22 protein-coding genes are annotated in these 21,645 nt (G+C 37.0%); 8 read left to right on the forward strand and 14 right to left on the reverse strand.

Going from position 1 to position 21,645, the window contains the following annotated elements:
- Positions 1–593: 593 nt before the first annotated feature.
- Positions 594–2,321, reverse strand: a complete 1,728-nt coding sequence (locus ACO6UW_RS00005; RefSeq protein ID WP_348891809.1) for a glutamine--tRNA ligase/YqeY domain fusion protein — start codon at positions 2,319–2,321, stop codon at positions 594–596.
- A 167-nt stretch (positions 2,322–2,488) separates the two neighbouring features.
- Here ACO6UW_RS00005 and ACO6UW_RS00010 point away from each other — a divergent pair, with 167 nt between their 5' ends.
- Positions 2,489–2,998 carry a peptidylprolyl isomerase gene (locus tag ACO6UW_RS00010; protein ID WP_002122280.1) on the forward strand — a complete coding sequence of 170 codons (510 nt, stop codon included), beginning with the start codon at positions 2,489–2,491 and terminating at the stop codon, positions 2,996–2,998.
- A 15-nt stretch (positions 2,999–3,013) separates the two neighbouring features.
- Positions 3,014–3,733 carry a UDP-2,3-diacylglucosamine diphosphatase gene (locus ACO6UW_RS00015; RefSeq protein ID WP_057061881.1) on the forward strand — a complete coding sequence of 240 codons (720 nt, stop codon included), beginning with the start codon at positions 3,014–3,016 and terminating at the stop codon, positions 3,731–3,733.
- A gap of 7 nt (positions 3,734–3,740) precedes the next feature.
- Here ACO6UW_RS00015 and ACO6UW_RS00020 read toward each other — a convergent pair whose 3' ends face one another.
- Entirely contained in the window at positions 3,741–3,971 is a 231-nt protein-coding gene (locus ACO6UW_RS00020; RefSeq protein WP_057061882.1) for a hypothetical protein, read from the reverse strand.
- A 139-nt stretch (positions 3,972–4,110) separates the two neighbouring features.
- Here ACO6UW_RS00020 and nfsB point away from each other — a divergent pair, with 139 nt between their 5' ends.
- Positions 4,111–4,764 carry an oxygen-insensitive NAD(P)H nitroreductase gene (gene nfsB, locus ACO6UW_RS00025; protein WP_057061883.1) on the forward strand — a complete coding sequence of 218 codons (654 nt, stop codon included), beginning with the start codon at positions 4,111–4,113 and terminating at the stop codon, positions 4,762–4,764.
- 39 nt (positions 4,765–4,803) lie between these two features.
- Here the strand turns inward: nfsB and ACO6UW_RS00030 are convergent, their stop codons facing one another.
- From ACO6UW_RS00030 to tsaE, 5 genes are all read right to left on the reverse strand, one after another.
- Positions 4,804–5,661: a DMT family transporter gene (locus ACO6UW_RS00030; protein ID WP_057061884.1), complete on the reverse strand. Its 858-nt coding sequence runs from the start codon at positions 5,659–5,661 to the stop codon at positions 4,804–4,806.
- Positions 5,662–5,803: 142 nt separating this feature from the next.
- Positions 5,804–6,316, reverse strand: a complete 513-nt coding sequence (gene hfq, locus ACO6UW_RS00035) for an RNA chaperone Hfq (protein WP_002122267.1) — start codon at positions 6,314–6,316, stop codon at positions 5,804–5,806.
- 93 nt (positions 6,317–6,409) lie between these two features.
- Positions 6,410–7,354: a tRNA (adenosine(37)-N6)-dimethylallyltransferase MiaA gene (miaA, locus tag ACO6UW_RS00040; protein WP_057061885.1), complete on the reverse strand. Its 945-nt coding sequence runs from the start codon at positions 7,352–7,354 to the stop codon at positions 6,410–6,412.
- A gap of 6 nt (positions 7,355–7,360) precedes the next feature.
- The gene (gene mutL, locus ACO6UW_RS00045; protein WP_057061886.1) at positions 7,361–9,310 is read right to left on the reverse strand and encodes a DNA mismatch repair endonuclease MutL; all 1,950 of its coding nucleotides are present in this window, start codon (positions 9,308–9,310) and stop codon (positions 7,361–7,363) included.
- Positions 9,303–9,776, reverse strand: a complete 474-nt coding sequence (tsaE, locus tag ACO6UW_RS00050; RefSeq protein ID WP_005068599.1) for a tRNA (adenosine(37)-N6)-threonylcarbamoyltransferase complex ATPase subunit type 1 TsaE — start codon at positions 9,774–9,776, stop codon at positions 9,303–9,305. The genes mutL and tsaE overlap by 8 nt, the downstream gene beginning before the upstream one ends.
- A 120-nt stretch (positions 9,777–9,896) precedes the next feature.
- Between tsaE and ACO6UW_RS00055 the strand changes: the two genes are divergently transcribed.
- From ACO6UW_RS00055 to ACO6UW_RS00065, 3 genes are all read left to right on the forward strand, one after another.
- The gene (locus ACO6UW_RS00055) at positions 9,897–10,805 is read left to right on the forward strand and encodes a pseudouridine synthase (RefSeq protein WP_057061887.1); all 909 of its coding nucleotides are present in this window, start codon (positions 9,897–9,899) and stop codon (positions 10,803–10,805) included.
- 110 nt (positions 10,806–10,915) lie between these two features.
- Entirely contained in the window at positions 10,916–11,224 is a 309-nt protein-coding gene (locus ACO6UW_RS00060) for a type II toxin-antitoxin system RelB/DinJ family antitoxin (RefSeq protein ID WP_005068595.1), read from the forward strand.
- Positions 11,225–11,322: 98 nt separating this feature from the next.
- On the forward strand, positions 11,323–11,766 hold the full coding sequence (locus ACO6UW_RS00065; RefSeq protein ID WP_057061888.1) for a GNAT family N-acetyltransferase: 444 nt from the start codon (positions 11,323–11,325) through the stop codon (positions 11,764–11,766).
- On the opposite strand, the gene ACO6UW_RS00070 is transcribed toward ACO6UW_RS00065, so the two are convergent.
- Positions 11,759–12,463 carry a pseudouridine synthase gene (locus ACO6UW_RS00070; RefSeq protein WP_057061889.1) on the reverse strand — a complete coding sequence of 235 codons (705 nt, stop codon included), beginning with the start codon at positions 12,461–12,463 and terminating at the stop codon, positions 11,759–11,761. The two genes, ACO6UW_RS00065 and ACO6UW_RS00070, sit on opposite strands and share 8 nt — an antisense overlap.
- Positions 12,464–12,565: 102 nt before the next feature.
- Complete coding sequence (locus ACO6UW_RS00075; protein WP_348891810.1) at positions 12,566–12,784, reverse strand: hypothetical protein; 219 nt, start codon at positions 12,782–12,784, stop codon at positions 12,566–12,568.
- Between the two features lie 250 nt (positions 12,785–13,034).
- Between ACO6UW_RS00075 and ACO6UW_RS00080 the strand changes: the two genes are divergently transcribed.
- Positions 13,035–13,487 (forward strand): DUF441 domain-containing protein, encoded by a 453-nt coding sequence (locus ACO6UW_RS00080; RefSeq protein ID WP_017480868.1) that lies wholly within the window; start codon positions 13,035–13,037, stop codon positions 13,485–13,487.
- 60 nt (positions 13,488–13,547) lie between these two features.
- Here ACO6UW_RS00080 and ACO6UW_RS00085 read toward each other — a convergent pair whose 3' ends face one another.
- Both ACO6UW_RS00085 and ACO6UW_RS00090 read right to left on the reverse strand, forming a co-directional pair.
- On the reverse strand, positions 13,548–14,468 hold the full coding sequence (locus tag ACO6UW_RS00085) for a LysR family transcriptional regulator (RefSeq protein WP_002122195.1): 921 nt from the start codon (positions 14,466–14,468) through the stop codon (positions 13,548–13,550).
- Positions 14,469–14,755: 287 nt separating this feature from the next.
- Positions 14,756–15,553, reverse strand: coding sequence for a DUF4198 domain-containing protein (locus tag ACO6UW_RS00090; protein WP_057061890.1), 798 nt, complete (start codon positions 15,551–15,553; stop codon positions 14,756–14,758).
- Positions 15,554–15,767: 214 nt separating this feature from the next.
- Between ACO6UW_RS00090 and ACO6UW_RS00095 the strand changes: the two genes are divergently transcribed.
- Positions 15,768–16,967, forward strand: coding sequence for an MFS transporter (locus ACO6UW_RS00095; RefSeq protein WP_057061891.1), 1,200 nt, complete (start codon positions 15,768–15,770; stop codon positions 16,965–16,967).
- Positions 16,968–16,993: 26 nt separating this feature from the next.
- Here the strand turns inward: ACO6UW_RS00095 and ACO6UW_RS00100 are convergent, their stop codons facing one another.
- The 3 genes from ACO6UW_RS00100 to ACO6UW_RS00110 form a co-directional block, all read right to left on the reverse strand.
- Positions 16,994–17,977, reverse strand: a complete 984-nt coding sequence (locus ACO6UW_RS00100) for an ion transporter (RefSeq protein ID WP_057061892.1) — start codon at positions 17,975–17,977, stop codon at positions 16,994–16,996.
- 116 nt (positions 17,978–18,093) lie between these two features.
- Entirely contained in the window at positions 18,094–18,528 is a 435-nt protein-coding gene (locus tag ACO6UW_RS00105; RefSeq protein ID WP_032004738.1) for a hypothetical protein, read from the reverse strand.
- A gap of 229 nt (positions 18,529–18,757) precedes the next feature.
- The gene (locus ACO6UW_RS00110) at positions 18,758–21,397 is read right to left on the reverse strand and encodes a bifunctional aconitate hydratase 2/2-methylisocitrate dehydratase (RefSeq protein WP_057061957.1); all 2,640 of its coding nucleotides are present in this window, start codon (positions 21,395–21,397) and stop codon (positions 18,758–18,760) included.
- Positions 21,398–21,645 lie beyond the last annotated feature (248 nt).

Consider the following 21,645-nt stretch of genomic DNA (forward strand, 5'->3'; position numbering starts at 1 on the left):
GATTAATGAGAGCTCGGTTATATGAAGACCAATTGGTTGTGCGATAAATTTTTGGTGTCGACTTATTCATTTGAAAATTATATTGTGGAATAAGCCTTTAGAGATAGGTTTGTGCAACAAAGCCATTTGTAACACAAAATATACGTTGATTTACTATGGATATCTGGAAATTTCTTAAAAGCTTTAATACGGTCAATACTTATTTATTGCTTTCATGTATTCTCCTTATAATCTTGGTTCTTTATTTTTATGTGATTAATCCAACCTAAGCTAATTTGCCAAGGATATTAATCATAAAGAAAAAGAAAATATGAGAAGACATCTAAATAAAAAGCCCAACTGAGTTGGGCTTTTTTATATTTGTTGTTTACTCACAACATATTGTTCATCTTGCGAAAAAGTAAGAGATAATCAATCTCTACTGTCTACTCACAACATATTGTTCATCTTGCGAAAAAGTAAGAGATAATCAATCTCTACTGTCTACTCACAACATGTTGTTCGTCTTGCGAAAAAGTAAGAGATAATCAATCTCTACTGTCTACTCACAACATGTTGTTCGTCTTGCGAAAAAGTAAGAGATAATCAATCTCTTACTTTTTCTCAGGCTTGAAGCTATCTTTCAAATCAAGAATACGGTTGAAAACCGGTTTCTCTGGTGAATGATCATATTGATCAGCGACAAAATAGCCTTCACGCTCAAATTGGAAACGATCTTCAGGATTCGCTTGTGCCAAAGCTGGCTCAATGACAGCTTGTACCACTTTTAATGATTCAGGATTAAGATTTGCCAAGAAGTCATCATCTGCATCAGGTGCGGCTTCAGTAAATAAACGATCGTAAATACGCACTTCAGCAGGAATCCCTTTAGTTGCAGATACCCAGTGAATCACGCCTTTAACTTTACGGCCTTCCGGATTCTTTCCTAAAGTTTCAGGGTCAATTGAACATTTCAATTCAATCACTTCACCATTTGTATCTTTAATGACTTCATCACATTTAATCACGTAAGCATGGCGTAAACGCACTTCACCGTCAGGAATTAAACGTTTAAAGCCTTTTGGCGGTACTTCTTCAAAATCTTTACGATCAATATAGATTTCCTTGGTTAAAGGAATCACACGATCACCCATATCAACATTAGGATGGCGAGCATGCGTAAGATCCATATCTTCAGGTAAATTAGTTAAAGTCACTTTAAGTGGACTTAAAACAGCCATACCACGCGCAGCAGTATTTTCTAAAGATTGACGAATACAGAACTCAAGCATTGCAACATCAACAATACCGTCAGTTTTTGACACGCCTATACGTTTACAGAAATCACGTAAGCCTTCAGGAGTAAAGCCACGACGGCGCATACCGACTACGGTTGGCATACGTGGGTCATCCCAACCATTTACATAAGCACCTTCCACCAATTTACGTAATTTACGTTTTGACGTAATGGTGTAGTCCACGTTTAAACGTGAAGATTCGTACTGATGCGGAACAGCTTTAGATTTTACTTTTTCAACAATCCAGTCATAAAACGGACGATGATCTTGGAATTCTAATGTACAAAGCGAATGGGTAATTCCTTCAATGGCATCAGACAATGGATGAGCATAGTCATACATTGGGTAGATTTTCCATTTATCGCCAGTTTGGTGATGCTCTGAATGCAATACGCGATATAAAATCGGATCACGCATATGTACATTTGTACTTGCCATATCAATCTTGGCACGTAAAACCGCTTCACCCTCTTTAAACTCACCGCTACGCATTTTTTCAAAGCGAGCAAGATTCTCTTCAATAGATGCATCACGATATGGAGAGTTTTTACCTGGCTCAACAAAGCTACCGCGGTTTAACTTAATTTCTTCTGGAGATTGTAAATCTACATATGCATCGCCTTGTTCAATAAGTTGAACTGCCCATGCATATAATTGATCAAAATAACCTGATGCATAGCGTGGTTCACCATTCCAGTTAAAACCAAGCCATTTCACATCATTCGCAATACCGTCAACATACTCTTGTTCTTCAGCATCAGGGTTTGTATCGTCAAAACGCAAATTACACAAACCATCAAATTCTTCAGCCACACCAAAGTTTAAGCAAATCGCTTTTACATGGCCAATATGTAAATAACCATTTGGTTCTGGTGGAAAACGCGTTACGATCTGCTTTGCACGTCCCGTAGCCAAATCATCAGTAATGACTTGGCGAACAAAATCTAAGCCAGCCTGTTGTTCTTGCTGCGCAGAATCGACAGAGGCATGAGTATTCGGTGTCGGGTTATTAGGCAGGCTCGAGACAACATCATTAGGCTTCATAGTGTATCAATCACTTCTTTGTAGATAAATTTCGAAAAATTTAAACGCTATCTTCATTTTTCACAAAGATTTTAACGTTTTTTACTTGCCTTGTAGTTTACAGTTTGCTTATGCTTCTCTCAACCAAAAACCCATGGTCATAAGCCCATGTTTAGGAGATTAATGTAATGAGTTTTCCTCAAGTCGAATTAAACACCAATAAAGGTCGTATTGTTCTTGAACTAAATACTGAAAAAGCACCAAAAACAGTAGCAAACTTTTTAGAATATGTACGTGACGGTTTTTATGACGGCGTTATTTTCCACCGTGTCATTGATGGTTTCATGATCCAAGGTGGCGGGATGGATGAAAACTTCAAAGAAAAAGCAACTCGTGATTCTATCGAAAACGAAGCTGACAACGGTTTAAGCAATGATGTTGGTACGATTGCTATGGCACGTACTCAAGCACCTCACTCTGCTTCTGCACAGTTCTTCATTAACGTAAAAAACAACTCTTTCTTAAACCATACCTCTAAAACTGCTCAAGGTTGGGGTTATGCTGTATTTGGTAAAGTTGTTGAAGGTATGGATGTTGTTGAAGCGATCAAAGGTGTTCGCACTGGCAACCGTGGTTACCACGCTGACGTTCCTTTAGAAAATGTTGTAATCGAATCTGCTAAAATTATTTCTGAATAATTTTAGGAATAAGCTGTGACTTATCTGTTTATCTCTGATTTACACTTGTCACCTGAACACCCTCGACTTGTTCGAGGGTTTTTAGATTTATTGGCGCATTATCAAAATAAACAAACACAGCTTTATATTTTAGGTGACTGGTTTAACGCTTGGATTGGCGATGATTACTCAGCACCATGGCTCGATGAAATTGTTGAGGCATTAAAAGACTTTAACAAAAAAGGAAATCGGGTTTACTTCCAAGTAGGTAATCGTGATTTTGCCTTAAATCAGGTTTTCCTCAATAAATTTAACGGTGTATTACTACCTGACATTTATTATCTTAATATTGCTGGACATCAGTACCGCCTAGAACACGGTGATGCACTATGTACAGATGACGTTTCCTATCAAAGATTTAGAAAAATTATTCGAAATCCACTTTTAGTGGCTTTTTTACGCCGTACACCCCTGAGTTTTCGTACCAAACTGGTTAATGGCTTTCGAAAAAGAAGCTCCGCAGATAAACAGCAAAAAAGCTATGAAATTATGGATGTAAATGAGCAAGCTGTACTTTCTGCTTTAACAGATGTAGATATACTTATTCATGGCCATACCCATCGACCTTCAATTCATCAGGTAGAAGCTAAACAACGAATTGTTCTTGGCGATTGGCGTGAAGATCAAGCTTATATTTTGGAAATTGATCCATGTTCCAATACACAACAGCTTGAATTGGTTACCTGGCATTATTAACTAAAAATTAGTCAGTTTTTATTTGAACTTTCAATTCTTTAATTTTGTTATTTAAATCAAAATCGTAAATCGCACACATACTGGCAATAAATACAAATTTCCAGCTTATATGTGCATACTTTTGATACTCAATGTATAAAATCAAAAGACTCAAAACAAATGTAAAAATGATAAAAGCTTTCACAATTCTAATTTCCCGCAACTTACTCTTCGCATCTGTTGGCATTAAATCAATCATTTTCAATAGATTACTAAAACTTTATATAAACATTATATTTCTTTATCAAACTACATACGAAATGTTTTTGAACAAAATGGCGTATGATGGCAAAGATTAAATTCTCTCAATTGCCATAAGATTGATATGGAGCACACCTATGGACTTATTGAACTCTGTTAAAAGCCGCTATACAACAAAAGCGTATAATTCTGAAAAGAAAATTCCTCAAGAAAAAATTAATAAATTATTAGAAATTTTACGTTTTACCCCATCTTCAGTAAATATTCAGCCTTGGCACTTTGTAGTTGCAGATAATCTTGCAGCTAAAGAACGAATCGCAAAAGCATTAACAGGAAAGTATGCTTACAATGCTCCTAAAGTGCTTGAGTCATCACATACACTTGTATTCTGTACAAAAACGGATATTACATCTGAGTACTTAAATCAACTACTTGAGCAAGATGATTTAAGTGGCCGTTTTAAAGATGAAAAAGCAAAATTAGGTCAAAAAGATACTCGCCATGGCTACGTCGAGTTCTACCGAAATGAACAGAAAAATTTATTCGGGTGGATGGAAAATCAAACATTCATTGCTTTAGGACAGCTACTCTTTGCTGCTGGCTTAGAAGGCATCGATGCAACTCCAATGGGTGGATTTGATGAAGAAGTTCTAAATACTGAGCTCGGGTTAACTGAAAAAAGCTTACGAAGCTCTGTGATTGTTTCTCTAGGCTACCGCAGTGAAAATGACTTTAATGCTAAGCTTCCTAAATCACGTCTGCCAGATGAAGTGATTTTCACATATTTATAAAAATCTCTATAGTTCAAGAGATTCTATTCTCTTGAACTATCAAGCCATTGCGCTAGCTAAACAAACTACCCCACTTATTCCTAAAAGAATCCCCAAAATAGTAGGCCATTTTAATTTTTCTTTATATAAAATCACTCCGCTTAAAATTCCCAATAACACAACAAGAATATTCATGCTTGCAAAAACAATAGCAGGAGAATCTTTTAAAAGAATATGGGCTTTTACATATAAAGCAATATTTGAAAAATTGAGTATTCCTAATATTAATCCAGCTATCGTACTTTTAAACTGCCACTTTTGAGTCTTCTGTAGCAATAAATATGAAATCGACAATATAAAAGCAGTAATAAAAATAAGATTTAAAGTAAGTGTAAACTGCAGACCTAAACTACTTGTATATTTCAAGAGAATATCTACTGCTGCATAACCACACCATACACTTAAAAGAGCAAAGATCGCTTTTCGAGATTGGTGATTTGCTGAAGAACTGATTTGCCCAAATAATACGAGTAAGACCGCACAAATCCCTAGGCCTACACCCCACAGTTTTAAGGTATTAAATTGTTCATGAAAAAAGAAATATGCCGCAAGTAAGGAAAGAACAACTGAAAGACGCTGTGCAAGTTCGGTTCTCACAATTCCTGCATACTCTAATGATTTAGCAAGACATAAAAAAATACTAGGTAAAATTATTCCTAAAGCAAAGATTAACCACCAAGGAGTATGTTGTATTGAAACATGTTGAATATCAGGCTGAAACCACCAAAAACAAAGAAGACTTGCGCTTGCATAGTTCCATGCAATCATTTGTAGTGGTTGATAACCTTTTCTCTTTAAATTTTTTAATAGGATAGATACCAAGACGCTGCTAAAAGCAGCAGCTAATATTAATAGCATTCATTAAAGCCCTATTTATTTAAATAAAATTAGTCATCATGGCAAATCATTCTCCATGACTAGTTAAATATTCTGAATCAACTTTTAAATACACATAAAAAAACCAGTCATTGTCTGACTGGTTTCTTTTTTAAGATTTCAATTAACGATTATTTTCGTCGTCTTGACCATCTTCAAATTTAGAATCGTTGTCAAAACCACCTTGATGACCACCGAAACCACCTTGACCACCGAAGCCGCCTTGACCACCGAAGCCACCTTGACCACCGAAGCCACCTTGACCACCGAAGCCGCCTTGACCACCGAAGCCACCTTGAGCGCCACCGAAGCCGCCTTGAGCGCCACCGAAACCACCGCCTTGACCGCCGCCAAAGCCGCTACCTTGACCACCAAAACCGCCTTGAGTGCCGCCTTGTGCTGGGAAGCCTGTACCTTGAGCGCCTGCTGGACGTGGATTACGTGCTGGAACAACAGTTGAAATTGCGTGTTTGTAAACCATTTGACTTACAGTATTTTTTAATAAAACAACATATTGGTCAAAAGATTCAATATGACCCTGTAATTTAATACCGTTCACAAGGAAAATAGAAACAGGGATACGTTCTTTACGGAGAGAATTTAAGAACGGATCTTGTAAAGTTTGACCTTTAGACATTTTTAACTCCAAAAAAAATTTTTAAATCAGCGCAAAAAAACTATCTTTATTTTTCAACTAAAAATTATAAAAAGACAGTGTGCAAATTTTGCTTTATCCATAAGAGTTTCGCAAGTCTTCTTTCGCCTGCTTTATCGTCAAGTAAGTTTTAAAATCGTGTATTTCTTGCAAAGAACGTAACCACGTATATTGACGTTTGGCAAGTTGTCGTGTTGCAAATAAAGCTTTATCCTCCATTTCACGTTTACTTTTGAGACTTAGATCACTTTTTAATAGAAATTCTAGTGCTTGTCGATAACCCACCGAACGCATTGAGGGTAAATTTTTGTCTAAATCGTATTTTTCAATTAGAGCTTCAACTTCACTCAAAAAACCGATATCCCACATTTTGCTTAATCTTTGCTCAATGCGTTGATGTAATTCTACCCGATCCGGAAGTAAAGCGTAGTTATGAAATATGTATCGATATGGTACGTTTTTTGGTTGTTCTGCCTGCAATTTAGTAATTGGTTCACCAGTAATTTTATAAACTTCAAGAGCCCTAATAATTCTTTGCTTATCAGTTACATTAAACTTTATAGCAGCAGCAGGATCTACAGAAACCAACTCATCATAAACTGCCTGCCATCCTTCGTTTAGAGCTTTTTCTTCAATTGCAGCTCGAACTTCAGCATTAGCACTTGGCAAATTACCAGATAACCCTTCTAACAATGCCTTGAAATATAACATTGTCCCTCCTACTAAAATAGGAGTTTTGCCACGTGAATGCATTTCATCAATTAACTTACATGCATCTTCAACAAACTGAGCAGCTGAGTAAACTTCAAGAGGAGTAATAATATCAATAAGATGATGAGGATAGAGTTCTTGCTCTTCACGAGTTGGTTTAGCCGTGCCGATATCCATATCTTTATATACGAGTGCAGAATCAACAGAAATTAGCTCAAAATTTCCACGTTCGTATAATTCACATGCCAAAGCGGTTTTCCCGCTCGCAGTTGGTCCCATTAAATTGATGACGGGCAATTGATTTGACATGTAAAACTACTCTCCTCGAGCAAATAATTTATCTAATTGAGATAATGGGAATGCACGCCAAGTTGGCCGCCCATGGTTACATTGGCTTGCAAATTCGGTTTGTTCCATTTGACGAAGTAAAGCATTCATTTCTGAAAGACTGAGTTGTCGATGCGCACGCACTGCTCCATGACATGCCATTCCAGCTAACAACTCATCTCTTTTTTGAAGTAATCCTTGTGCTTCATCATTTGGATCTAAATCATTTAAAAGCTCTGGAATAAGATTTTCAAAATCAGCTTTTTGTAATATGGCTGGCACACCGCGAACAATAACTTGCTCATCACCATATAAATCAATTTCCAAACCTAAGCGCTCAAGCTGAGGTTTTAATTCTTCGACCCTAACGGCTTGCATACGGCTAATGGAAATCACCTTAGGTATAAGCAATTGCTGAGATGTCCAAAATTCAGGTTTATCCCAAGCGTTTTTCATTTGCTGTAATAAAATACGCTCATGGGCCGCATGCATATCAACAATAATAAGCCCTTCGGTATTTTGGGCTAATATATAAATTCCATGCAGTTGAGCAATTGCGATACCTAATGGAAATTCATCTACTTTAGCAGCTGGCTCAACATTCTCATTTACCGAAAAACTAGTAGGTTGGTCGCGAAGTGGGGCTAAATAAGTTTTTAAAGCATTATTTAGTTGAGCAGAACCATTATATTTTGGTGTTTGATCTGCATAGTGAACAGCTTGCGGACGACTAGCGTTAAAATCAGTTAATAATTCTGTCGGTGCAGGCTGAGTTCGTGCTTCACTGTCTGAATTTAAAGTTTCATTTGCACGGTGCAATGAAAATTGTTCTTGATATTTAGGCTGCGGCTGTACTGAATAATCTGATTGTTCATCTACTTTCATCGCTTGAGCTAAATCAGCACTCGCTGTCTGAAATTGGGATAGAGTTTCTTTTGCATAATGTCTTACAAACTCATGCACTTCTCTTTGATTTAAAAATCGAATCTCATGTTTGGTCGGATGAACATTGACATCAATATTTTCAGGGTCAACCTCTAAAAAAAGTAAATAAGATGAATGTTGATGACCATGCAAAATACCGTCATAGGCCATGCGTAGCGCATGCGAAATCGTTTTATCTTTGACAATACGACCATTTACATAGACATATTGCATATCAGCCTGTGCACGTGCATCTGAAGGATGACCAAGCCAACCTGATAAACGCATACTAATACTTTCAGCATCCATCCAATATGCATTTTGAACAAATTGTGAGCCTAATAATTGCTGAACTCGCTGAAAACGTAGCTCTCCGCTATCCGCTATAGGTAAATTAATTCTTATATTATCATTATGTTCAAGCACAAAACGTATATCGAAATGCGTTAGAGCCAGACGACGAACAATCTCTTCAATATGACCAAATTCTGTAGTAGGTTTTTTTAAGAATTTACGGCGCGCAGGAACATTAAAAAATAAATCTTGAACTCGAATATGGGTTCCCTTTTGAGCAGCAACAGCTTGTACTTCTTGATGATCAAATGCTGTACCGTTTACTTCAACTTGATGACCAATACCACTTTCATCTTGGCTACTGGTCAAAGTCAATCTTGAAACCGCAGCAATCGAAGCTAAGGCTTCCCCACGGAACCCCAAACTCACAATCGCATGTAAATCTTCAGCAGTTTTAATCTTACTTGTGGCATGACGCATGACAGCAAGCGCTAAATCATCCGGATGAATACCATGCCCATTATCAATGATTTCGATTAAAGTCGAACCACCTTGAGCAATCCGTACAATCAGCTCAGTTGCACCTGCATCAATTGAGTTTTCTAATAATTCTTTGACCACAGAAGAAGGTCGCTCAATCACCTCACCTGCTGCAATCTGGTTCGCTAACGCTGCGTCTAATGTATGAATACGACGTTGTGTTAGCTTTTCATCAGTCATGAAGCTGTTCCTGCAAAGTCTGGTATAAATTTTCTGTTGGTAAAGTTAACGTTACTAAACGAGTCAACTCATCATCTGACTTTTGAATGTCAATGATGATATCCGCTTGTGGAATTTCATCACCACCTTTAGAAGGCCATTCAAATAAAAATAATGCATCTGTGATATCTAAATAATCACGGATTCCCATTAATTCAAGTTCGTAGGGGTCATTCAAACGATATAAGTCAAAATGAAAAATTTCTTTATCATTAATTTTATACGGCTCAACAAGCGTATAAGTTGGGCTTTTAACAGAACCTTTATGGCCCAAAGCCTGTAAGAAATAGCGCGTAAGTGTGGTTTTACCCGCACCTAAGTCCCCAATTAAATAAATTACACCCGACTGAACATGCTGCGCCAAAGCTCGAGCTAGACGCTCAGTATCTTCTTCATGATTTAAGACCAATTTCAATGAATACGACATAGCACACATAACATGATTCAAAATAATCGATATGATAACATTGCCCTGCCTTAAAAGCCTACTTAAGCCCTAGAAGTTGGCTTTTTTTATATCAATTTTCTTAAATATTCACACTTTTTTATGTCTAGTCCAAACGATTTTTTGCCACCTATGATTGATGGTGTAAGCGCAAGCCAAGTTTATCTTCCTCAACAAAAAGACACTCAAACGATTTATGAGTATCTCTGTGGTCACTTTGCACATATTAGAACAGATGAGTGGAAACAAAGATTTCAAGACGGACTTATTTATGGGGCAAATGGACAAAAACTAACATTAGATAGTCCATACCAAAGTAATAGTCATATTTTTTATTATCGATTTCTTGCTTATGAAGTCCACGTTCCATTTGAACATCGGATTTTATTTGAGAATGATGATTTATTAGTGGTCGATAAACCACATTTTTTAACAATTAGCCCGACAGGACAATATGTTCAAGAAACTCTTTTAGTGCGGCTAAAAAAACAAACTGGCAATGAATTTTTAACACCTATTCATCGCTTAGACCGCGAAACCGCGGGTGTTGTTCTATTTTGCAAGCGGGTTGAGTCGCGTGGTATTTATCAACAATTATTTGCAGAGCGCCGAGTCAATAAAATTTATCACGCTATTGCACCTTATAAAAAAGATTTAAATTTTCCTCAAACATTATATTTGCATTTAGATAAAGGCCATCCTTTTTATACGATGCAGGTTATAGAAAATGCGAAAGCCAATACCCAGACTGATATTGAGCTTATCGAGCATAACCAGATTTGGGCAAAATATCGCTTAACCCCTACAACGGGGAAACAGCACCAACTTCGAGTGCATCTTAATTACTTAGAAATTCCGATTAAAAATGATCCATTTTATCCAGCAGTTCAGCACAAAGCTGAGGATGACTTCTCGGAACCATTACAGCTTCTGGCTAAGCATATTTCATTTACAGACCCCCTCACAAAAGAGGGAATGTCTTTTAATTCCGAGTTTGAATTGACACTGTAATGTAATCGTAATGACAAAAAGATTATTTTTTATGCCAAAAAGCATTGAAATTACATTGCGATGGTTTAAAATAAATTCCTAAAAATTAAAATCATTTGGTTTTGTTATTCATGCGAAAAACAGAAGTTTATCAGGTTCGACTTGACTCCCAAGAAAAAAAGCAGGCTTTTGCTGTTTTTAAACAACTGGGAATTACCCCTGCTCAAGCAGTACGACTTTTTTTTAAACAGGTCGTATTAACTAAATCTATTCCTTTTGCTATCGAAAATCAGAATATTAATATGGAACAATTATTAAAACTGAGAAAAGCAAAAGCATCTTCATTAAACCAAAACTCATCAACTATAGCTGAAGATGATGACCATGAAGATTTATTTGAAGAGTTGAATGCACTTCTTGGTGAAAGCGACAAAACTTAACACTGTTGCATTTATAAACAAGTTTTAACGTCAAAAAGCTCTTTTTTTCGTTATGCTCTCTTTGTAAAAACATAATGATAAGTTACAAGGAGTGCCAAATGATCGTTAGACAAGCGACTTTTGAAGATTTAGAGCAACTCGCCGTTTTATTTGATGAATATCGCCAATTTTATGGGGCCTCTTCTAATTTTAATGAATCACTTCACTTCCTTAAACAACGTTTTGAGAATAGAGAAAGTGTGTTCTTCATTCATATTAAAGACGATAAAATTACGGGTTTTATTTTACTCTATTTAGGTTTTTCTTCAGTTGCTTGTTCCACTTACTATATCCTAGATGATGTCTATGTTACGCCCGTTTTTCGTCGTCAAGGTTCTGCTAAACAGCTAATCGATACAGCAATCTTATTTGCAAAGCAAGAGAATGCTTTGCGGATTAGTTTGGAAACTCAAAGCAACAATCATGAATCTCATCGCTTATATGAACAAATGGGATTTATTCGAGATAGTGAGTTCCAAACCTTCCATTGTTTTCTCAAATGATATTTTGAGCAAGCTGTTTTTGTTGTTCAGATAAATAAACCCATTCACCATCTTCAAGTTCAGGTAAAACCAATTGCCCGACTTGATGGCGATGTAATGCTTCTACTTTATTTCCCACAGCTGCAATCATTCTTTTTACTTGATGATAAACACCTTGATGAATCGTCATGGTTAATTGATGCGTTTCTAATATCGCTACATCCGTTGCAGCGAAAACGCCTTTTTCTTGATGTAGACTCACACCTTGGCTCAGCATTTCAATTTGCTCAGGTGTAACCGGATCTATGGTCGTAACATGATAAACCTTTGGAACATGCTTACGGGGATGAGTTAAAGCTTGAAGATATTTACCATCATCGGTAAGCAAAAGTAAGCCAGTTGTATCTTGATCTAGACGGCCAATGGCTTGCACACCACGTTGAATCATGATTTCCGGTAAAAGACTAAACACACTTTGATGATGGTGAGGTTGGTGTGAACATTCAAAACCTTTCGGTTTTTTTAGCGCAAGATAAAGTTTTTCTCGATATTGATAAGTTTCCCCGAAAAGAGAAAATTCTAAATTTTCTGGAGAGAATTGCTTTTTGAGATCATCTGCAACCTCTCCATCAACACTTACAGATCCGTTTTTTATTAACTGCTGACAATATTTACGAGAACCAAACCCTTGTGATTGTAAAATTTTTTCCAGCAGCATGAAGTTTTCTCATTAGAACTAAGCTGTTATTTTAACGTAGTTTCCATTTTTTACTAAACACTACTCGCTACTGTTTTCATCTACTTGAACTAGCTCGCACCCTTACTCTTCAACGACTCGATAAATATTTTCGTTCTGTTCGCTTTCAAATAATAATTCGGTAGTAGGCAAAATAATTTCATTATCAACAATAATATGCTCAATACGTTGGCTTAGTTTTAAATATTCATTTTCATGTTCCACTAAATTTTTCTTTAGTTGTGCTTTTGCATCATGAATCTTATCAAACTGATCTTTGATCTTGATATCTATAATGTCCATAAAAATATCCCGTACTCATGAGTAATGACTATTTTTATATCATAATTTTTAAACGCTATAATTTTTAACTTGTTAATTTATATAACATTGTGTCCAAGCGTAACCAAAAATTAAAACTCCTTATCATTGAGAGATATACACTCAATTTTTAATTAAGAAGAGCTGAAATCAGCTGTATCTTTTAAAGCTTTCACATTCCAACTCTTAAATATTATACAATTCCATTTATTTATAATGCCCTCCGCTCGCCATGCTTGCCCAATTTGATGTTAATTTAGTTGTTCTACTCGTTCTGCTTGTCTGCGGCTTATTAAGTCAAAATGCAGCTGTAACTATTGCAGCAGGTGTATTGATTGTCGTTAAAATCACACCATTAAATGAGTTTTTCCCTTATATTCAAGCTCATGGTCTTAATTTAGGAATTCTTATTTTAACTATTGGCGTACTCACTCCAATTGCCAGTGGGAAACTCAGTGGAGAGAGTATTTTAAAATCCTTTATTAGTGTTAAGTCTATTATGGCTATCGCAATTGGCCTATTAGTCGCATGGTTGGGTGGTCGCGGCGTAAAACTAATGTCGAGCCAACCTGACGTAGTTGCAGGTTTACTGATTGGTACAGTTGCTGGTGTCGCTTTACTCCGTGGTGTACCAGTCGGCCCTCTAATTGCAGCAGGATTACTCTCTTTATTCATTGGCAAATAAGAAATCGATATAAAAAAGGTGCAATAAAGCGCCTTTTTAACACTTAGGCTAAATTATTTTTTAGCCAGAATAATAAGCGTTTCGTTTTAAAGAGAACTTTTCTAACTGCTTTAAAAAGCCTTCAAAATAACTTTTCTCTTTTTCTTCAGTTCGGTAGCCCGCATATAAAGTTCGTCTTAAACCTGTAGGAGAAACACAATCTAAACGACGACTAGTAACCCATCCCTTTTGTTCATATTCATTGACTACCCAATCAGGTAAAGCAGCAATACCTCGTCCACTTGCAACGAGTTGAATAAGCATTTGAGTTAAATCTGTTGTCCGTATTTGTTTAGGCTGAATATTTGCGGGGATGAAAAGTTTAGACATAATATCTAAACGGTGCTTATCAACCGGATAAGTAATTAAAACTTCTTCAGCCAACTCTTGAACTGTAATATTTTCAGCCCGCACCAAAGGGTGAGTATTTGATAAGACTAACCGTGACTCATATTCAAAAATCGGAAAATACTCAATTCCTTTTAACGCGATTGGGTCAGCTGTAATCAATAAATCAAATTCTGCATTTTGTAAGAGTTCATGTGGATTAGCTTCAAACCCCGAAGCAAAGTCTAAATCGACGTCAGGATATTGCTGGCGATACTGATTTAATAAAGGCATTAACCAGTCAAAGCAACTATGGCATTCCGATGAAAAAATAATTCTACCTGTCTGTCCATGCACAATACGTGTGATATCACTATGTGTAATCTGGATTTGAGGTAAAACATCATCAGCCAATTTTAATAAGCGCTGTCCAACATTAGAAAAACTAACAGGTCTACTTCGACGATTAACTACTTCCACCCCGTACCAATGATCTAATTCTTTTAATTGATGGGAAATAGCAGATGGCGTCAAACAAAGGTCATTAGCTGCAGAAACTAATGAACCATGCTCACGTAAAGCAACTAAAGTTTTAAGGTGGCGTATTTCTAACATGGGCCCAAGCCTAAAAAACAGATTTATCTATAAATGGATAAAGCTCATCTTTGCTTTTCCATAAAACTTTCGACAAATCTTTATTAATGAATTTTATTCACTTTAACATAAAATTAGTTAGTTTGTCTCAACATGAATTTTATTTCATTATCTTTTACTTGCAATGAATTTTTGTTTCCTCTGAAACTAAAGTGAAATTAAATGTTTTAATGAAGTTTTTTTAATGAGTAAGAATATGAAAACTAAAAATAGGCCTAATAAAGACCTATTTTTTTAAATACTAAAAACTATTGCGCTAAAACATTTAAGCTAATAATCGTATAGTTCTGATCTTTAGGTTTTAATTTCAAATTTAGAGGAGCTGTTACTTCTACTAGGTACTCTCCAGCTTTTGGAAACTTAAGCTCAACTTGACCGTTGCCTCCCGCCTTAAACTGCTGCGCTTGCTTATCAGTTGCACCCTTTTCTCTTAAATTCACTTCAGCATAAGCTAAAGGTTGTCCTTTTTCAGTTATGGTTAATTTAACAGGTTGAGCAGCTTTAATCTGGTTAGGATGTACAGAGAAACTAACTTTAATCGGTGTATTCGGAAGCTGAATATCTGAAACTTTTCCTTTAGAAAGATAACTCTGCAATATCCACTCACGTGTCACTTGTTCTGTTTTAATTGTTTTTGTTTTAAGGTCAGTCGGAATCAAATATTCACGTTCTGCTTTCGGTGGAGCTTTATCAGCTGGCATATCAAAAAATAAATGCCATTCTTTTTGGTCATATACATATTTCAAAGGATAACTTGCCTGAGTTTGAACAATGTATGTGCCTTCTTCAGGTAGATCTACATCAAAAACAGTAGCAGACTTATGCAGGGCTTCTGAATTGACGGTTTTAAGCTCATTTTTAGGTGTAATTACAGTAAGCTTAGCATCCTTTAAAGCATATTCACTATTTAATGCTTCTTCCGCATAACCAGCAATTACGGGTACTTGAGTCTGTTCAGTTTTATAAGCTACAGGAGCTACATAAGGTTCATGAGCAAAGCCTGTTGTACATATCAATGCAAGTGACGTCATTAGAAATCTATTCATTATTACAAAATCCTGTTATACGCAAAGTTAAAAATTTCAGACAAAATATAAGCGGATACAGTATACACAAATAAAAATAATTCTTATTATCATTAATAAATTTAATTTTACTTTAAAAAGAAATACGTAATCTTTCTCTCAATATTTTAGTTTTTTATTATTCTGTTCTCTTTTCCCTTATACTTCTCTTTTTTGTGTCTTCCCTTAACTTATTATGGCGTCCCCGCAATCTCCTCTTTCCACACCTCAACATTACTCTCTCTTTTTAGCAATTTTCTCACTCGCTGTAGGTGGTTTTTGTATTGGAACCACTGAATTCGTCGCAATGGGACTAATTCAGGAAATTGCAAATAATTTAAATATTACAGTACCTGAAGCTGGTCACTTTATTAGTGCTTATGCATTGGGTGTAGTTATTGGTGCTCCTATCATCGCTATTCTCGGAGCCAAAGTACCTAGAAAAACTTTATTGCTCGGCTTAATGCTGTTTTATGGTGTTGCGAATGCCTGTACTGCTTTAGCTCATACATCTGAAACTGTTCTAGTCTCACGTTTCATTGCAGGTTTACCACACGGAGCATATTTTGGAGTCGGTGCGTTAGTTGCAGCTGAACTAGCGGGTCCGTCAAGAAGAGCTTCTGCAGTTGCCCAAATGATGATGGGGCTTACAGTCGCAACAGTAATTGGAGTTCCTCTAGCAACTTGGTTAGGCCAAAACTTTGGTTGGAGAGCAGGTTTTGAGTTTTCAGCAACTATTGCTTTCGTCACTTTAATTGCTGTTGGCTTCTTTGTACCCAATATCCCAGTTCAAGCTACTGCCAGTATAAAAACTGAATTAGCTGGCCTTAAAAATATCAACATGTGGTTAACACTAGCAGTGGGTGCAATCGGTTTTGGAGGCATGTTTTCAGTTTATAGCTATGTCTCTCCAATTTTGACCGAATACACAGAAGTTAATATCCAAATCGTTCCTATCGCTTTAGCTATCTGGGGTATAGGTATGGTTATTGGTGGTTTAGCGGCAGGATGGCTTGCAGATAAGAACCTCAACAAAACTATAGTGGGTGTATTAATTAGCTCAGCTATCGCTTTTGTTGTCACTAGTTTTTTAATGAGTAATATCTATACTGCCATCGCATCTTTATTTTTAATTGGCCTCACGGTAATGGGGTTAGGCGGAGCATTACAAACTCGTCTAATGGATGTTGCAGGTGATGCCCAAACTTTAGCTGCCTCACTAAACCACTCTGCCTTTAATATGGCCAATGCATTAGGTGCATTTTTAGGGGGCTGGGTACTCAGCCACCAAATGGGTTGGATCGCTCCAATCTGGGTAGGTTTTGTTTTAAGCCTTGGCGGTCTGATTATCTTACTTATCGCATTTGCAGTAGAAAAAGCCAGCAAAAAAGCTTAATTAAACAAAAGGCTAACTTATTATTTCTAATCAGTTAGCTTTCCACCACAGTGCGGGCAATAACATTTTTTCTCTCGAACCGTCTCTTCTTCCTCTAATACTTTTTCACGCATAATTTGAATAATCAGGTTATGCGCTTGCTCTTTTGGCAATCCTACTTTTTGACGGACCCGCTCTATTTCAATTTCATCATGTAAAATATCAATACCTCGTGCTTGAAGTAGCTCACGAAACTCTTGCTCTAGTCTCTGATTCCGTTGATTAAGCTCATTTGCAAGTCCAGACGCCAAAATACCAGCAGGCAATGCTGCAATACCCACACCTAAAATAGTAATAAGCGCCCCTAATAACTTTCCTAGGCTAGTTACAGGAGTGACATCGCCATACCCCACTGTAGTTAAGGTAACCACTGCCCACCACATAGATTTAGGTATTGAGCTAAAAGCTTCTGGCTGAGCTTTGTTTTCAACCACATAAATTCCAGAAGCAGTCATAATAATCATGATAATTAAAATAAAGATAACTGCTTGAAAAGATCCCTTCTCGCGTTTAATCACACATAACAATATCTGTAGTGAGATAAAATAGCGTGTTAATTTTAATAAACGAAGTAAACGTAAAATCCGAAGCATACGAAGATCGATTCGTACAAAGAAATTCAGGTAAGCTGGCAAAATTGCCATCAAATCAATAATTGCTTCTCCACTTTTCATCCAATTCAAGCGGGTTTTCCATGCGGATTGCGTCGTATCTCGATCTGCAACACTCCACAACCTTAATAAATACTCAATACTAAAAATTACGATTGAAACATTCTCAAAGTAGTCAAACCAAATACGATAATTTGAGTACAAATCATTTACTGTTTCCAATAAAACAGCAGCGACGTTACCAATAATTAAAATAACTAAAAAATAGTTAATGCATTTACTTACCGTCGTTTCATAGTCATGGTTGTGAAGATTATTATAAAAAAACTTACGTAATCCCTTCCAAGCTGAATTATGCATATTGATCTGACCACTTAATATTGTAGATATAGTAAGCTCATCGCATCTATTCACCAATATCGTCTCTAACAATTTTTGTTTTACTTACCCCAATATTTGAGCCTTAAATTTTTTCATCAATTCGTGGCTACACATCGAAATTCATTCTCTTCCCACCACATCACATCATAGATGCCTGGATGCGATTTTAAGATAATATTTATATAATTTTGCAACACCATAATATGATGAGTAATATCAATTTTTCTAAATAGAAATTTTCTTAGAATCGGAGTATTTGGAGAAATAAAAATTGCGAATCCATTACTATATTCTTCATAAACACTAATTCCGAGATACATCGTTATTTCAGCTAAGGGAATCTCAATTTCCCACCCCCAGCTTTCACTATATAACTCTACATTTAAATGATATCTATTCTTTAATATACTAAAAATATATTGTGCAATATCTTCAGTTTTTTGAACTAAAATACCACCTTCATCAGTATAAGTTTTTTGGTCATATAATTGATAATCATCAAATTTAAATTCAACAATTGTCTTTAGCATTCTTAAGTTCCCTATATAAAATACTCATATTTTTTTTAATTATTTTCAAGTTCGTTCAAATATTTTAAAACAAAAATCAATTTAATATCTAGAGTAATATTTATTTTTACATTTTCATTAAATAAAATTTGATCTATTTATTATTTTATAAGTCTAATAATGTACAAAGTCTCATTTAAAATAAAAAAGAGCTGAATAATCAGCTCCTTTTTTGTACTAAATCGACGTATTAAGTCAATTGAGCAGCTTGGATTTTTTTAGTATCAACTTGATCAGCTTCTTTAGTATATTCGCTCATCTTGTCGAAGTTTAAATACTTGTAGATGTCAGCAGAAGCGCTGTCGATTTGCGACGCGTACTGTTGATATTCTTCTGGGCTTGGTAATTTACCAAGAACAGCAGCTACAGATGCAAGCTCAGCAGACGCTAAGTAAACGTTTGCACCTTGACCTAAACGGTTCGGGAAGTTACGAGTAGAAGTCGATACACAAGTTGTGTTCGGCGCTACACGTGCTTGGTTACCCATACATAATGAACAGCCCGGCATCTCTGTACGTGCACCAGCACGGCCATAGATGTTATACAAGCCTTCTTCCATTAATTGGTGCTCGTCCATACGAGTTGGTGGAGCCAACCATAAACGAGTAGACAATGAACCACCAGGTACTTTGTCAAGCAATTGACCAGCTGCACGGAAGTGACCAATGTTAGTCATACAAGAACCAATGAATACTTCATCAATCTTGTCGCCTTGAACGTCAGAAAGAAGTTTCGCGTCATCTGGATCGTTCGGGCAGCAAAGAATTGGTTCTTTGATGTCAGCTAGATCGATTTCGTAAACTTTTAAGTATTCAGCATCAGCATCAGCTTTTAACAAGCTTGGGTTATCTAACCACTTCTGCATGTTTTCAGCACGACGCGCAAGTGTACGTGCATCGCCATAACCTTCTGCGATCATCCACTTCAACATCGTGATGTTAGAACGTAGGTATTCAGCAACTTTCTCTTCAGAAAGTGTGATTGAACAGCCAGCAGCAGAACGTTCAGCTGACGCATCAGAAAGTTCGAATGCTTGCTCAACAGTCAAGTCATTTTCCATTTCTGATAAATCGATCTCAAGGATACGACCAGAGAAGATATTTTTCTTACCTTTCTTCTCTACAGTTAAATCACCCGCTTGAATTGCGTAGTAAGGAATTGCATGTACAAGGTCACGTAAAGTGATACCAGGTTGCATTTTACCTTTGAATTTAACAAGTACAGATTCAGGCATATCAAGTGGCATAACACCAGTTGCTGCTGCGAACGCAACAAGACCAGAACCCGCTGGGAATGAAATACCGATTGGGAAACGAGTATGTGAGTCACCACCAGTACCTACTGTATCTGGAAGTAACATACGGTTTAACCAAGAGTGGATAATACCGTCACCTGGACGTAAAGATACACCACCACGGTTCATGATGAAGTCAGGTAATGTATGGTGAGTTGTTACGTCAACTGGTTTTGGATACGCAGCAGTGTGACAGAAAGACTGCATCACTAAGTCAGATGAGAAGCCCAAGCATGCTAAGTCTTTTAACTCGTCACGAGTCATTGGACCTGTCGTATCTTGAGAACCAACTGTAGTCATTTTAGGTTCACAGTAAGTTCCTGGACGGATACCTTGGCCTTCTGGTAAACCACATGCGCGGCCAACCATTTTTTGAGCTTGTGTGAAGCCTTTGCCAGTGTCAGCAGGTTGTACTGGAGTACGGAATAATGTAGAAGGTGCAAGACCTAGTTCTTCACGTGCTTTAGCAGTTAAACCACGACCAATGATCAAGTTAATACGACCACCCGCACGTACTTCGTCTAAAAGTACTGGAGTTTTAAGATCTGCTTCAGAGATTCGTACGCCATCTTTAAAAGCAGTTACTTTTGCAGCAGCATGGTCAATTTTCAATACTACTTCGTCGCCCATGTTCATGTTAGCAACGTCGATTTCTACAGGTAATGCACCTGCATCTTCCATAGTATTGAAGAAAATTGGAGCGATCTTAGAACCTAAGCACACACCACCGTCTTTTTTGTTTGGAATGTGTGGAAGTTCATCACCAAAGAACCAAAGAACAGAGTTAGTTGCAGACTTACGGCTTGAACCTGTACCAACAACGTCACCAACGTAAGCAACTTGATTGCCTTTCGCGATAAGTTCTTTAATTTGGCTTAATGGACCAACTTCACCTGGTTTTTCAGGGTTGATACCATCACGCTCGTTTTTCAACATTGCATTTGCGTGTAATGGAATGTCTGGACGGCTCCAAGCATCTTGAGCTGGAGACAAGTCATCAGTATTTGTTTCACCAGTTACTTTGAACACAGTGATTTTGATTTCTTCTGGAACGTCAGGACGGCTAGTGAACCATTCTGCTTCAGCCCAAGATTGTAAAACAGCTTTAGCAGCTGCATTACCAGCTTTTGCTTTATCTGCTACATCATGGAATGCATCAAATACAAGAAGAGTTTTCTTTAATGCTTCAGCAGCTAAGCCTGCAAGTTCAGCATTGTCAAGAAGTTCAACAAGTGGTGCTACGTTATAACCACCTAGCATAGTGCCAAGTAAGTAAACTGCACGTTCTTTAGAAACGAGTGGTGAAGTTGCTTCGCCTTTTGCAATCGCTGCCAAGAATGCTGCCTTTACGTAAGCTGCTTGGTCAACACCTGCAGGAACACGGTTTTCAAGCAAATCTACCAAGAACGCTTCTTCGCCTGCTGGTGGATTTTTTAATAGTTCAACAAGCTGAGCTGTTTGAGCGTCATCAAGTGGCTTCGGTGGGACTCCGAGTGCGGCACGTTCTTCAACGTGTTGGCGGTAAGCTTCTAGCACGGTGTTCATTCCTCTTTTTTTGAAAAATTACTTGCAAATTCCAGCTTTCTTAAAAGCTTCACAAGTAATATGGACTACAAAAGTTTACTAGAGTTCAAGGTAAAAGTTAATGAGCGCGGGGTGTTTCTCCGTGATGCCCATTATTTTGTATCTAAATACCTGTGTTTAAATAATGAGCATATTGGGCTAAATTGAGCTATTTTTAAGCAAAATGAGCTTCAGCCAGATGAAAATTCAATAACCTCATC

This window comes from Acinetobacter sp. JADD-222 (assembly GCF_049310645.1).

What these genes read in the sequence shown, in the direction of transcription:
- ACO6UW_RS00005 (WP_348891809.1), bottom strand. Translation starts at nt 2,321, where the DNA reads ATGAAGCCTAATGATGTTGTCTCGAGCCTGCCTAATAACCCGACACCG.
- ACO6UW_RS00010 (WP_002122280.1), top strand. Translation starts at nt 2,489, where the DNA reads ATGAGTTTTCCTCAAGTCGAATTAAACACCAATAAAGGTCGTATTGTT.
- ACO6UW_RS00020 (WP_057061882.1), bottom strand. Translation starts at nt 3,971, where the DNA reads ATGATTGATTTAATGCCAACAGATGCGAAGAGTAAGTTGCGGGAAATT.
- nfsB (WP_057061883.1), top strand. Translation starts at nt 4,111, where the DNA reads ATGGACTTATTGAACTCTGTTAAAAGCCGCTATACAACAAAAGCGTAT.
- ACO6UW_RS00030 (WP_057061884.1), bottom strand. Translation starts at nt 5,661, where the DNA reads ATGCTATTAATATTAGCTGCTGCTTTTAGCAGCGTCTTGGTATCTATC.
- hfq (WP_002122267.1), bottom strand. Translation starts at nt 6,316, where the DNA reads ATGTCTAAAGGTCAAACTTTACAAGATCCGTTCTTAAATTCTCTCCGT.
- miaA (WP_057061885.1), bottom strand. Translation starts at nt 7,354, where the DNA reads ATGTCAAATCAATTGCCCGTCATCAATTTAATGGGACCAACTGCGAGC.
- mutL (WP_057061886.1), bottom strand. Translation starts at nt 9,310, where the DNA reads ATGACTGATGAAAAGCTAACACAACGTCGTATTCATACATTAGACGCA.
- tsaE (WP_005068599.1), bottom strand. Translation starts at nt 9,776, where the DNA reads ATGTCGTATTCATTGAAATTGGTCTTAAATCATGAAGAAGATACTGAG.
- ACO6UW_RS00055 (WP_057061887.1), top strand. Translation starts at nt 9,897, where the DNA reads ATGTCTAGTCCAAACGATTTTTTGCCACCTATGATTGATGGTGTAAGC.
- ACO6UW_RS00060 (WP_005068595.1), top strand. Translation starts at nt 10,916, where the DNA reads ATGCGAAAAACAGAAGTTTATCAGGTTCGACTTGACTCCCAAGAAAAA.
- ACO6UW_RS00065 (WP_057061888.1), top strand. Translation starts at nt 11,323, where the DNA reads ATGATCGTTAGACAAGCGACTTTTGAAGATTTAGAGCAACTCGCCGTT.
- ACO6UW_RS00070 (WP_057061889.1), bottom strand. Translation starts at nt 12,463, where the DNA reads ATGCTGCTGGAAAAAATTTTACAATCACAAGGGTTTGGTTCTCGTAAA.
- ACO6UW_RS00075 (WP_348891810.1), bottom strand. Translation starts at nt 12,784, where the DNA reads ATGGACATTATAGATATCAAGATCAAAGATCAGTTTGATAAGATTCAT.
- ACO6UW_RS00080 (WP_017480868.1), top strand. Translation starts at nt 13,035, where the DNA reads ATGCTTGCCCAATTTGATGTTAATTTAGTTGTTCTACTCGTTCTGCTT.
- ACO6UW_RS00085 (WP_002122195.1), bottom strand. Translation starts at nt 14,468, where the DNA reads ATGTTAGAAATACGCCACCTTAAAACTTTAGTTGCTTTACGTGAGCAT.
- ACO6UW_RS00090 (WP_057061890.1), bottom strand. Translation starts at nt 15,553, where the DNA reads ATGAATAGATTTCTAATGACGTCACTTGCATTGATATGTACAACAGGC.
- ACO6UW_RS00095 (WP_057061891.1), top strand. Translation starts at nt 15,768, where the DNA reads ATGGCGTCCCCGCAATCTCCTCTTTCCACACCTCAACATTACTCTCTC.
- ACO6UW_RS00100 (WP_057061892.1), bottom strand. Translation starts at nt 17,977, where the DNA reads ATGCATAATTCAGCTTGGAAGGGATTACGTAAGTTTTTTTATAATAAT.
- ACO6UW_RS00105 (WP_032004738.1), bottom strand. Translation starts at nt 18,528, where the DNA reads ATGCTAAAGACAATTGTTGAATTTAAATTTGATGATTATCAATTATAT.